6 protein-coding genes are annotated in these 12,453 nt (G+C 35.6%); all 6 read right to left on the bottom strand.

What is annotated here, in order from left to right; translation table 11 throughout:
- Positions 1-70 precede the first annotated feature (70 nt).
- Positions 71-484, bottom strand: coding sequence for a hypothetical protein (locus ACT9TX_RS00745; RefSeq protein WP_481336161.1), 414 nt, complete (start codon positions 482-484; stop codon positions 71-73).
- A 47-nt stretch (positions 485-531) separates the two neighbouring features.
- A complete protein-coding gene (locus ACT9TX_RS00740) occupies positions 532-1,590 on the bottom strand; it encodes an NAD(P)/FAD-dependent oxidoreductase (protein WP_481336160.1) in 1,059 nt (352 codons plus the stop codon).
- A 529-nt stretch (positions 1,591-2,119) separates the two neighbouring features.
- The gene (locus ACT9TX_RS00735; RefSeq protein WP_481336158.1) at positions 2,120-8,512 is read right to left on the bottom strand and encodes an alpha-2-macroglobulin family protein; all 6,393 of its coding nucleotides are present in this window, start codon (positions 8,510-8,512) and stop codon (positions 2,120-2,122) included.
- Between the two features lie 353 nt (positions 8,513-8,865).
- Positions 8,866-10,002 carry a type IX secretion system ring subunit PorN/GldN gene (porN, locus tag ACT9TX_RS00730; protein WP_481336156.1) on the bottom strand — a complete coding sequence of 379 codons (1,137 nt, stop codon included), beginning with the start codon at positions 10,000-10,002 and terminating at the stop codon, positions 8,866-8,868.
- A gap of 11 nt (positions 10,003-10,013) precedes the next feature.
- The gene (gene porM / locus ACT9TX_RS00725; RefSeq protein WP_481336154.1) at positions 10,014-11,558 is read right to left on the bottom strand and encodes a type IX secretion system motor protein PorM/GldM; all 1,545 of its coding nucleotides are present in this window, start codon (positions 11,556-11,558) and stop codon (positions 10,014-10,016) included.
- Between the two features lie 53 nt (positions 11,559-11,611).
- On the bottom strand, positions 11,612-12,361 hold the full coding sequence (gene porL, locus ACT9TX_RS00720; RefSeq protein WP_481336152.1) for a type IX secretion system motor protein PorL/GldL: 750 nt from the start codon (positions 12,359-12,361) through the stop codon (positions 11,612-11,614).
- Between the last annotated feature and the right edge of the window lie 92 nt (positions 12,362-12,453).

The following is a 12,453-nucleotide window of genomic DNA, read 5'->3' as shown; positions in this document are numbered from 1 at the left end:
GTACTTATTGCCACAAGATTAACGAATAAAATTCAAGCTATTTGTATTACCGCCGATACATAACAAAACCTTATGACTGTTGTGCAACTTGCTTATGCCTTGGTGCATACCATAAATAATAATAGCCTAAAACTAGCAAGCCTAAAGCAAATGGTATAATGGCTAAATGTTTGTAGGTATAGCTATCAAATAATGGTTTGGCATCAATACCTGCAAATTCGCTCAGCATCCAATACGAGTTAGCAGAAATCCAAATAGTAATAGCAAGGTTATGACATAGTTCTGCAACAATATGTCTGGTGCGCCAAGCAATTACTATAGATATCAACAAGGTTGGTACAATCATCACAATACCCAAAGGCTTCCATACCATACACCAAGCCACATCTTTAAACAACCAAAATACAATGTGCAAATTTTCCATTTGCCTAAATCGCTTTGGTATGTGGTACATATCTTCTTGCTGCGAAGCTATTTCACTCATGTTGCATTCAGTTTTGGTTACAAAAATGAAAGATAACAAACTGATAATTATCTACTCAAGATTTTTGTAAAACGCTTCACGTCTGCTAGTGGATTGATAGGTGTTTGATGCACCAAGGCATCAGCAAATTGCTTAGCAAAGTAGGGTGATAACGAACAACCTTTTGTACCCATACCATTAAACACACCAATATTTGTATGCACAGGATGCATGCCTACAAACGGCCTGCGCTCTAAGTTGGCCGGCCTTTCAGATGCTATATGATCTACGATTTTATAGGGCAACTTTAACCAATGCTGTAATTGCATTTCTACTTTATTTCTAAAATCTACCGAAGGTTCAAGATCTTTAAAATCCCACTCGTAGGTAGAACCAATCCACCACAAATTATCTCGCCAAGGCACCAAAGTAATACCTTGTTTGTAGATATTGGTTCGTGGCAAATCTGGTATTTCTGCTATGATAGCTTGCCCTTTGTTTTTAGCATAAGGCAATAAAGAGAAGTAAGGATTATCTGAGCCTGCAGCACCATCGGCAAAAATGATAGATTTAGCAGTGTAACCGTTAAAGGTTACAAGTTCTGTGTTCTGTGTTTTAAGTTCATTGATGTTGAATGTAGCTTCAAGTAAAGCATTTTGTGCTTTCAAATAGTTACGCCACGTTTCAATCATAGTTCTTAAATCTACCAAGTAACATGGGTTAATTTCACCAATACCAAATGTTACATTAAAGTACTGCTGATATGCTGCTTCGTTTGTAGGCACTCGTAAATAATCGCTTTCTATTGGCAATCGTTCTTTAAAAGCCAGCATCATTTGTGGTGTGGGGTGAAAGTCTAGAATGTTTGTTTGTTCTATTAAATTAACCCCAAGTTGCTTACCCAAGGTAGTATACGCATCTAATGCAAATGGTAATAAGGTTTCAATCATCCAAGTGCGTACAATACGCCTACCAGTAACCGGATTAATCACGCCGCTAGCTACTTTAGAGGCCGTAAAAGGCTTTGCTTCATCTATTACCAATACCGTTTTGCGAGCCTGCAATAGTTGCCAACTTAAAAAAGTACCTGCAACACCTTGGCCAACAATTATATAGTCGTACGTCATTGTAAAATTTTCACACAAAGAAACAAAGGATACAAAGAACACGAAGTAATAATTACGTAATACCTTGTACAACTTACCACATAGGCACAATAGGTACATAGACTTTAAAAGAATATGAAATCATACATAAGATTGGCACTAACTAAACATCTTGGTTAATATTAAATTGGTACAACAAAAGCATCAAAGTAGTAATGCTGCTGGTAAACAAAATAACTACACTCTAAGCATCAGTTAGTATTTCATTTTTCATGGGTTTTGAAAACTACGCACCAAAAACTATCCTTGACAGTAAGCCACCGTTCAGCGGGAAACAAAAAAATATCTCTGACAGTTAGCAACCGTTCAGCAGGAAACAAAAAAATATCTCTGACAGTAAGTCACCGTTCAGCGGGAAACAAAAAACTATCTCTGACAGCAAGCCGCTGTTCAGCGGCAAACAAAAAACTATCTTTGACAGTAAGCCGCTGTTCAGTAGCAACCAAAAAACTATCTATGACAGTAAATACTTTTTTAAAAACTAGGAAAATTATAGTTCAGGCTTCACCTGTACTTTCATGGCATTACTGTGGCTGGTAAATTCTGGTGCATACATACATTGCAGATTAGCAATACCAATGCTAAATGTACCTACATGCGTAATAAACACAGGATATTCAAACACATAAGTGCCTTTGCGAATGCTACTAAAAAAGAAATTAGTGCTTGCATCTTTGGTAGCTTCATAATAGCCTAAACCATCTTGGTATTTGTATTCGCTCAATACATTTATTGGTTCCATGGTGGCTGCACGTGTATCTTTTAAGTGTACATAATCCATGTCTCTATCGGTTTTAAGTACCAATTGTACCACTACTTTATCACCTACTTTTAATTCGTCGTTGTCGTTTACAGGGGTTAATATTTTGCCTGCGGCGCTATTTTTTTCTACAAATAATTTTTTGGTAATTGACAAAGGCGATGCCGATGCAGTGATTTTATCAAAGTCTTCAAAGTATTGCCAATACAAGCTGCCATAAGAAATGCCCCCAGCAGCCCCCTTTTGTTCCCCCAAAGGAGGAAGATTAGCCCCTTCTAACTTCCCCGAAGGGGAAGAACTAGAAACGACTTGAGAGGTAGTGATTGTTACATTGCCCATCTGTTGCACCACTTTACTGCCTTCAATGGTAGATTTTATATAGCCTGTACCTGCTTGTGATGCGTTTATTTTTACAGGTATATTGCCTAATTGAATACGTACCTGTTTATCATTCACCAACGCACTGTTGTTGTTTAATAAGGCATAGCAAGCATCGGCTGTAGCAACGGTAGTTTGCCAATGATTGGTTTGTTTATTTAATAACAACCAGTTTTTTGCCCCTTGAATAGTAGCTGATAAACCTACAAAATTTTCTTGCTTGGCTACTTCTTCTAGCAATTGTAGCATCATGCTTTGGTGCTCAATAGGTGAGGCGTACCAAAAACAAGTGCTTCTATCTTTCCAATACACGCTAGCTTTAGCAGTATCTTCTACTGCATTTTGTGTAATGGCTGGCAGTATGTTCACATTTACAAAACGCCTCTCGTTGTTGCGATACAAAGCCAAACCAATCATGGCCGTGTTATAAGTGTTCTGAACATTCCAAAACTGCTTCGCTTGATTGTAATAATAGCTGTAGGCTTCTTTAGGTGCAATGTCATTGGTAAAAAAGCTGCGTATGTATAAATACTGAATTTGCGTTGTGGTGATTTGTTGTTTTTGCAAATTGACTTTACTGCGTTGTAAGGTTTCGTAATCGTTTTTTATCTCATTATCTAAATACACCAAAGCCTTACTAATCATGGTTTCTAGCTTCGCCGTATTGGTAATAGTAATGGCATCTATTTTTTTCAATTTGCCAATACCAGCCAAAATATAGTTGGTGATATATCTATCTTCTCTACCACCTTTAAACCAAGTAAAACCACCACTAGGTAATTGTAGTTGTTTCAGTTTATCAATAGCCTCTGTACCGCTGTTACTCATCTTTACAACATCAAACAACAAGGCAATATTTTTTTGTTGCTGCGTTTCATTTTCTGCTTGCAATACCCAAGGCGTTTCTTGCAAAAGCACTTGCTTTAAAGCCTCCCCTAAATCCCCTCCAAGGTTGGGGACTTTTGACGTTCCCTTTAATAAACCAATATTGTTGGTACTATCCTTTAACCATGTTTCAAATACCGATTTTATACGTGGATGTTTGGCAATAATATTAGCTGCCAAAGCATTGGCAAAATACCTATTGAAGGTTTGTTCGGCACATTCGTACGGATATTCTATTAAGTAAGGCAAAGCCTGCACAGCCGTCCACACAGGGTTGGCTGTGTACTCAACTGTTAACGATTGATTGGTGAGTGTTTCGCTTTGGTTATTTACTAATTTATCTAACACAAAATGCTGTGTCGTATCACCTTTTATCAGCATTGGCAAGCTTTCAGTTACTAGCATTCGGTTGCTTAAAACAGGCAATGTATTTTCTTCGCCATCGGCCCCCGCCCAGCCTCCCCCAGTAGGGGTGGTGTGTCCCTCAGCAATCACTCGCCAAGTGAGTGGTTTATTGAACGTAAACGGTATTTGAATAGGAAACTTTACAGCGCTACTTTGCCCTGCACCCACTGTAAAATATTGTGTAGGAAACATGTTTTGAAACCAACCATCAACCGATACATTGGTACTTGCATCTACAAGCTCTAACCTCACCTGACCAGTTAATTCTTTATCGCTTAAGTTAGCTAGTTTGGCTATAAATTCAAGGTTATCACCTTCACGTACAAAGCGTGGTGCATTGGCTTGTACCATCAATGTTTTTTGTGTGGTAACTGTAGTTGTATTATTGCCAAAAGCAAGGTCTTTGGTATGGGCAAATGTTTGCCATTTCCATTGCGTTAAAGCTTCAGGCATGGTAAAGCTAAAACTGTAATTACCACTTGTATCTGCATATAGCTGCGGGAAAAAGAAAGCTGTTTCGTTAAAGTTTTTGCGAGGTTTTGCAGCTTGTTGTTCTTTTTGCTTTTTTAAACTAGCTTTTGTAGTAATTACTACCACACCATTTTTTGCCCTATCACCGTATAAGGCCCTTTCAGCATTATTGTTTAATACCTCAATACTTTCTATATCATTTGGGTTAATTACAACTGTTGCAGCACCAACTGGTACACCATCTATAACGTACAAAGGTTGATTAGCGGATGAAATATCATTATTTCCACGAATAGATACAACAGTTGCAGAGCCAAGTTTAGTCATTCTGTGAGATACGCTATTTAAAATTGTATTTTTAAAATTAGCCCTTTGCGGTACATTAATACCAGCTACAGTACCTTGTAAAACTTCACCAAATACTTGCATTTTCTTAATAAAATCGGCTTTAAAAAGTTTATCATAGATGGGTATAACTGTTTGGTTGTCGTCATTATAAAAATAATTTTCACTAGAACTAGAAATAATAAATCCTTGACCGCCTCCAAATTCAATATGAGGGTAGTTACCTATTCTAATATTAGGCTGCCCCCATTCATGTTTTTTAAATTGGTCTAAGCTAGCATCGTACATACTTGTAAGTAATTCAGCCGCTACTTTTTCACCTTTGCTACCAGTAATATTTACCGTCCATGTTTCTTTACTACCTGGCTCAGTTTTCTTTCTAAAAGTGGTATAATTTACATTCAGCGTTTTATTGCTAAATGGCACAATAATGTTGTATTGATTAGTATAAACACGATTGTTAATTACAAATGCTTCACTAATGGCAACATTGCCTCTATCAGTTTCATCGGCCTTGTAGGTGATATTGTGTAGCCCTTTTTTGTAACTGTTGAAACTGTAAGTGGCTCTTTCTTTACCAGCTAATTTTGGTCTAGTGATTTTACTAATAACAAATGTTTTTTCGGCCATGCTACCACTTAAAAAAACAGCAGTTTCAGTTGGCTGTGCATAGTTATTAAGCGTATAGTTAAAGGTGTATTGAGGATAAGGTGTGGCAGTTCTATTAAATAATTGCACATAGCGTACATCCTTTATAGTATTGCCATCTTTATCTGTTGTAGTAGCTTCTATTTTGTAAAAACCAGCGGTTAATTTGGCATTTGGAATTTGAAATTTATTTGTTGTTGCTGTTGTAATATTTCCCTCAAGAACAAGACTATTTACTGGCCATAATTTCTCATTCAGTTCATCATCATAATCATCATTAGGAAAGCTTTGTAGGTAGCTATTTTTATCCATTACAAACATATCTGCTCGCTGCCACAAACGCTTACGTATTAAACGTTGTGGTGTTTGTATTGAGCAAATTTTTACACTCACATTAGCAGGTTCATTTTCACCATTCATATTTTTACTGCTAATGGTTATTTGTTTAAGGCTATCAGCTTCTGCCAATTTTGGTAATGCAATAGTTAGTTGTAAACGTTTGTACCCAACAGATACTTGCTTATTGGCACTTCTAGTTTCGCCATTAATATCAGTCACATCAGCAGAAACCGTAAAATCAAAAATGGGCTCAGTGTTAGCCTCTACTTTTTCATCTGGCAAAGCTTTAAATGTAATGGTGAATTTACCTTCAACATTGGTTACAATATCACCATTAGTAATCTGCGTGTTACCGCTGTAAGGTCTGCTACCATTACGCCAAAGCCAATCGTACACAAATCTTGCATTGCGCTGTACATTAAATTTTACGCTAGCACCATCTACCACATTGCCTGCATAGGCTTTGGCGAAGCCAGTAATAGTGATAGAATCATTCACACGATACGTGCCTTTTATGGATTCAAATTCTACATAAAATTTTGGTCGCTTGTATTCTTCTACTGAGAAGCTTGTATTACTATTATCAAAGTCATCGGCTTCAATTCTAAATCTACCAGTTAGTACATTTTGCGGTAGTATAAACTTACCAGCAAATGAACCATAAGCATTGGTTTTTAGATACAGCGAATCGATGTTTTTATTATTGGCATCTTGCAAATACAATAACACAGAATCTTTATTAGCTAGTACTTTAGGCTGCTTAGTTTTAAAATCTTTAGTAATGGCAATGCCTTTAAAATATACCGTTTGCCCGGGGCGATAAATACTTCTATCAGTAAAAAAATACACTTTGGCTTTATCGTGTTCGTAGTCTGCAATCTCATCTTTATCGTAATCATCATCATCATCGCTACTACTTCTTGATCGATAAATATATTCGCTAGATGAAAGTTTTAAGTAATCACTTTTGGTCGCAAATGCAAACTCGTAATTGCCATAGTTATCATCTTTTGGTACAAAACTGAAATACCCATTCTTATTAGTGATTTTAGCGGCTACAGTTGTGGTTTCAGTTTTCTTACTGGCATTGTTCCATTCGCTTTTAGTAATGATCACTTTTACGTTTGCTAATGGCGCACCATTATCTCTATGCAGTACAAAATAATCGTTACCGTTTTTAATATAGCTGATGTTAGACACATGCAGCAACTGCTTGCTCATTTTATGTAACGTATCTATAAAACCTGCCCCACTACTTGTAAGTAGCACATAGTCACCTGCTGGCAAGGCATCTATTTTAATTTCTACACTATGCTGTTGGTAATCGCTTGTAGCAGGTAATGGCTGCGCAAATGTTATAAGAAAAGGCATTGCTGCTAGCTCATCATAATCTTGATGCTGCCAGTTACCAATTATTTCAGATTTGCTAGGCACCTTGATAACACGTACAAATAGTGTATCAATATTTTTAAAACTTACCAAAGTTCTAAAGGGCTTGTTGGGTACATTTACCTCTTCTACCTGTGTAGTGATTGATTTCTTTAAAATTTCTTGTTGTAGATTTTTTAAGTTGTTAACGCCTTCATCATCCTGTTGGTATTTTGCCAAACCTTCTTTGATAATTTGCATGGCTTTTACTTTGCCAAAACGTTGTGTAGTATCACCAAAGGGTTGGTAATTATTGGCTGCTTGTGCAAAATGATTAGCCAATAAATAGTAGGCTTGCGCTGTTCTTTCAGAAGGGATTGCTGTAACGCTTGTCAACGCTTTTACATAGGCTTTTTCTTTATCACCGATTAAGTTTTGATTTACCCATTCTATTCTTTCTAAATCCACATCTACTAAAGCGTTTTTATCTACATCCTTACTATGAAACTGCAATAACTGCTGAAATAGTTGTAGGCTTTTCAATAAGTGAGAAGCACTATCTTTTGAGGTAAATGTGGTTGTTATAAATGTGCTAGCCTTACTTAAAGCAAGTATATCTTTCAGCTCAAAAGCGTAGGTAGGTTTGGTTAAATAATAATCACCAGTTTTAAAATAATCTAGTGCTTCGTGTGCTAATAAATCATACAATGTAGGCCTAAGCAGCCTAGCATTTCCTTTAGAAATAAGTACATCGTAAGCAGCAATTGATACGCCTTGTAGCAATGGCGCATTGACGATACTTTTAGAAAAATTATCACTAATAGCTGCACCAAAATCATCAGCATTCCATGTTTCTATATCTAGTTTATTTACGGCTGTTGTTTTGCTTCTATTGTACACTTGCCATCTATTAGTATTGTAGTATTGTAAATATCTATTTGCTAATAGGCTGTATAGAATGCTTTTGGCAATTTCATTGTTGCTAGTCGCTATTTCTGATTCTAATAGATGTATGGCATTATTTAGCTTATTATTAAATACAGCGTCTTCTAAGCTAATGCGATAAATTAAGCACTTAATTAGCTCTATATCGTCTTGGTTAGCTTTAGCGATAACGTACAACTTATTTACCTTTTCTAAAGCTGTTTTTGGTTGATTTTTAGCTAAAATCAAAGTATCTATCTCTATCCATTCTTTTGTAAAATTTAAAGAGGCTTGCTGCGCAAATGAAGTTTCAGAAATAATAATAGCCAATAAAAAGCCAAGTAGAATACGTAATTGCATGAATAACCAATTTTGGGGTAAAATAAACTGTTTACACCAAAGAAGATGCGAGCTAACAAAGAATTACATATTATTTACAAAGAAAAGAGGAAGTAGGAAAGTCTATAAAACAAAAAAGGGCCAGGATAAAAATCCAGCCCCGTTTTAAAATCCAATATCCTATGAAAAACCGATGCGAATATCGGGTTTATTTAACGATAAAAAAATATTCTAGTGATTATTTTTCAATTATTTTTCGTTACCCATTATTTCTATAAAATTTTCAGCAAAGGGTTACGCTAAGTATTAGTGAAAATTAAAATGGTGATGCTATTTAGCATCACCATTTTAATTAAATATTATTTTATAAACATTTAATAAGCCCACAAATCTTGCTCGTAATTAAATATTTTTTCTTTAATAGCTTCACCTTCAAGAAGCATGAACAATTTATTTTTGCCGTGTTTATCAGCTAATGTTTGATTATATGGATTGTCCATAGTAGATTTTATAATGTAACTACTGTAAAATCTTTGTTCAAACAAATCCTCCCAAGTCATTCTATTACCAAAATTCTTAGGGTTATACACTTCAAATTTTGCCAGTGTTGCTCTTATATCTGGGTAGTAAATCCAAAAATAAGTAATTGGTGGGCCTTCTAACACTTTACCATTAGGCAAAATTTGTGGCCCCATTGGTGCTACACCTAAAATTCGTGTAACTAATTTTGAAGCTTCTTTATCAAATAACACTTCTTCCTTTAACTGAAAACGATATACTGAATCGATAGGAAATTCTCTCGTACGAACTTCACGTCTAATTACCGTTTGACCATCCAAATCAAGCACTTCACTAGTATCTGTACCACCAGAAAAACGTTCTTTGAATTTTTCTTTTGTGAATGGTGTTGTAAAGCGCTCATCTTCAAAAGCAACTATACCACCATCAGCTACAGCTTTAAATAATATAGCAAAAAACAATTGACTACCATTATCAGTTTCCATTGTATTCTTAAATGGTAGATTCATTTTTTCACGTGCATCAATTACTCGCCAAATTCTTTGTTTAAAAATAGCGTCATCTTCACGAATATAATCGTAAGGTAGTGGTGCTCTATCTTTAATTAAATTGGCTTCTACTGCGTTATCGTTTCGCAAAGACACTTTATTTGAATCTGTTAAAGGATTACCAGATCCGGAAGATTTAACGATTTCTAGTGGTACATTTTTTCTTACAGAAGGGCGCTTTGTTGTATCTGCTTTAATGCCTTTTGCAGCACTATTATTCTCAAAAGGATTGGCACTTGCACCACTATTGTTTGATTCAAACGGATTTGTATTTGTAGCCGGTTTAGTATTACTAGATGCAGGCGTTGGATTACCAAACGGATTAGCATTTCCAGCTGGCTTTTTTGAAGCAGGCTTTTTGGTCTTTTGCGCAAAAGCACCAGTGTTTGTCAATGCAATTAACGCAACTGATAAACAAAATCCTTTGACAAATAAATTTCGCATAAAACAATTTTTTAATTAGAAAGATTGAATACAGCCGAACTAGCTAATTTTCTATTCCCATCAGGCCCATTAACATATATATCTGTAATAGCAACAGTAGAACCAGCCTTACACTTTTCAATAATTGATTTGGCCTCAGAACTAAAATAAGCACCTTTATTTTGAGTAAAACCAGCACCATTTTCAAAACCTTTACCTTGGGCAACTAGCAAAAATCCACTTACCTCATATTTGATACCTTCGAACACAAAGTCTTTTAAATCTGCTCTTACACCCACGTTAGCTTTAAAAGCATTTACAGGTATTGTACCACCACCACTATTACCTACCATTGGCATTGGGTCTGGAATTCGTTTTACTTTAAAATCAAATGGTGTAGACTTACCATCTACAGATACTGTGATAGTTGCTTTACCAGGTGTTTCTACGTTAGCTTCAAATTTACCGCCACCTTTATTATTTAAAGAACCATTATCGATTGTGGCATTTATTTTTTCTGCACCTGCGCTACCGCCAGAAACGGATATAGGATTTGGCACACCAATGTATAAGACCTTAACCGCATCTGCACTTACTGTAACGCCTGTAGGTGAGCCCACAGTATATTTAATTTCTTTATCTAAAGTTCCAATGGTTCCATCTGGCTTTTTAAAAGAGATAGTCACTTTTTTGCTGTAAGTCCCTGGCCCGCCAACTGTAGTTTTGTATTCTGCAACACCTTCTGCGTTTAAAGGTATTGACGAACCATCGATTGTAACGTTAGGTTTTGCAGCATTACTAAAAGCGCCAACACCACCTGTAATTCTTAACTCTTGCCCTGGCATTAAATATTCTGAACTTTGACTAGCAATGGCCTGAAAAGCATCGTATCGAATTTGTACTTCACCAACTTTTTTGTGGCAGAATTCTACAATTTGTGCTTCACTATTTTTAACGTCATTTTGGAATTTACTCAAAATGGTAATGGCAGCAATAGTTGGGGTCATGTGGAAATATGAAAAAGCCCAATCATTTTTTCCAACTTTATTATCAGATGATTGTGGAATTCTTAAATCTAATGGTAACGTACTCCCAAATTCTTTACCGATTTCAGAATCAATACCTAAGATTTTAGTTTTAAACTCTTCTAGTTTCTGTCTTAATTCTTCGCCTTTGGCTTTACCTGGTTCTACAAAAAGTCTAGTGGCAGCATCTAAATTATCTTCATTATATTTTTCTTTTCCATCAATCATTTCTAATTTAGACTCTTGCTTTAATTTCAATGCTAAGCCATTTAGATAAGTAATGACCTCATCAGCATAGGCTTTTGCTTGCTCAGCTTTTGGCAACCACTTTGCAGCTAATTCCTTTTTTTCTACTTGATTTAATTCTTGTTTGAATGAATTGAAAATAGTTTGATTTTTCTCATCAATCGCTTTATTCGAATTTATTAAACTCTCATTAACCGTTTTAAAAGCATTCAAGATTTCTGATGATACGTTTAGCGCTAACAATGCTGTTAGTACTAAGTACATCACATTAATCATCTTCTGCCTCGGTTCTTTAGGTAAAGACATAATTTTTAATTACTTTAAATTCACAAATTAGGTTAAATTCTCAAATACAACAATTATCTGCCTTGCATTGCAGTAAGCATATTGCCGTATACTTGATTTAACTTACTTAAATTAGTTGCTAAAGCAGCAATTTGCTCTTTAGCTCTTACAGCGTCTTCAGCACTTGTTTGCATTGCAGAAGATGCTTGTGCCAATTTACCATAAAATTGGTTAAGCGCTTTTAAGTGATTGTTACTTTCTTGTAATTCTAATTCGTAAATGGTATTAATAGAAGCTAAGTTTTTAGTTAACACTTGTACTTGACCATGAAATTGTTTTGCTGATTCAGACGCACCACTGAACGCATTTAAAGAATCAGTAGCTTTTGTAACGGCAATAGAAACATTACCAAATGCTGCTGCTGCATCTTTTGATTTTGCTGCAAAATCGGTAGTAGATTTAACAACATCACCTATTTCACCCATTTTATCTACTGTGCTACCTAATTTTTGAAAACCCGTACTTAATTTACCCAAATTAGCTGGTGTAATATCTGCCTCCGCTAACATTTTTTCCATACTTTTTAATGCTGGATTACCACCTGCAACTTCTACAACTGCTGGTGCATGAGCGTCTTCTGGTGGTGGTAAAAATGCATATACCAAGAATATACCTGCCTCAGTAATAAGGCCAATTGGCAATAAATATTCAGAACCTGGATAGTGCATAATTTTAAATAACGCACCAACAATTACAATTGCTGCACCAATACAAACTACAAAATTCAATAATTTATTTTGACCTTTGCTTAATCCTGCTGACATGATTTCTATTTTTTATTTTTAAAATTTGGTTATTGGTATTGCCTTTCCATAAATATGATATTTATGGATTCACGATTATAAGTTTAAGTAAA

This window comes from Parasediminibacterium sp. HNIBRBA5674, assembly GCF_056745525.1.
This window is presented reverse-complemented; position numbering and strand designations above follow the sequence as displayed.